Genomic DNA, 1,316 nt, shown 5'->3' with positions numbered 1-1,316 from the left:
GGAGGGGCTGCGGGGCGAGGAGAACATCTCCGAGCTCTGCCGCCGCGAAGGCATCGCCGCCTCGATGTATTACGGTTGGTCCAAGGAGTTCCTGGAAGCCGGCAAGCGTCGCCTGGCTGGCGACACGGCCCGTGCTGCGACCTCCGGCGAGGTCAAGGATCTGCGCCGTGAGGCCGCAGCGCTGAAGGAGGTCGTGGCCGATCTGACCCTGGAGAACCGCCTGCTGAAAAAAAGCATGAACGGGGATGGGGAGGACGAGGCATGAGGTATCCCGCCTCCGAGAAGGCCGAGATTATCAAGCTGGTCGAGCAGTCGCACTTGCCGGCCAGGCGCACGCTGGAGAAGCTCGGTATCCCACCAGCCACGTTCTATCGCTGGTACGATCGTTATCGGGACGGCGGTGTTGAGGCGCTGGCCGATCATCGATCGCGGCCGGATCGGGTCTGGAACCGCATTCCCGACGACGTTCGCGGCCAGATCGTCGACCTGGCGCTGGAACTGCCGGAGCTGTCGCCGCGCGAATTGGCTGTGCGGTTCACCGACGAGCGGAAGTACTTCGTCTCGGAAGCATCAGTCTACCGGCTGCTGAAGGCGCATGACCTGATCACCAGCCCGGCCTATGTGGTGATCAAGGCCGCGGACGAGTTCAAGGACAAGACCACGGCCATCAATCAGCTCTGGCAGACCGACTTCACCTACCTCAAGATCACCGGCTGGGGCTGGTACTATCTGTCGACCGTCCTTGACGACTTCTCGCGCTACATCGTGGCCTGGAGATTGGGGCCGACGATGTGCGCCTCCGACGTCACGGCGACGCTCGACCAGGCGCTCGCAGCTTCCGGCCTCGACCACATCACCGTCATGCAGCGGCCGAGGCTTCTGAGCGACAACGGATCGAGTTACGTCGCGGACGATCTGGCCACCTGGCTCAAGGGCAAAGACATGCAACATGTGCGCGGGGCTCCGTATCATCCCCAGACCCAGGGCAAGATCGAGCGCTGGCATCAGACGCTGAAGAACCGCATCCTGCTCGACAACTATTAGTTACCCGGCGATCTCGAACGACAGATCAGTGCCTTCGTCGAGCACTACAATCACGTTCGCTACCATGAGAGCATCGACAATCTCACACCGGCCGATGTCTACTTCGGCAGAGCAGAGACAATCCTGGCCGAACGTCAGCGCATCAAGCGCGACACCATTGCAAATCGTCGCTTGCAGCATCGTCTGCAGGCCGCTTAAACTCTAACCCCTGATGAGCCAGAGCCTCCCTTCGCAGAACGCCTGATCAGTCTCAAATCATCTGACAACGGACA

At 61.4% G+C, this 1,316-nt stretch carries 1 pseudogene; it reads left to right on the top strand.

Annotated features, from left to right (window positions below):
- Nucleotides 1-1,242, top strand: a pseudogene (locus E4K64_RS40990) (IS3 family transposase); the annotation flags it as partial.
- Nucleotides 1,243-1,316 lie beyond the last annotated feature (74 nt).

Source organism: Bradyrhizobium frederickii (assembly GCF_004570865.1).
Taxonomy (GTDB): Bacteria; Pseudomonadota; Alphaproteobacteria; order Rhizobiales; family Xanthobacteraceae; genus Bradyrhizobium; species Bradyrhizobium frederickii.
The sequence above is the reverse complement of the archived record's forward strand: the minus strand, read 5'-3'. Positions and strand labels throughout refer to the sequence as shown.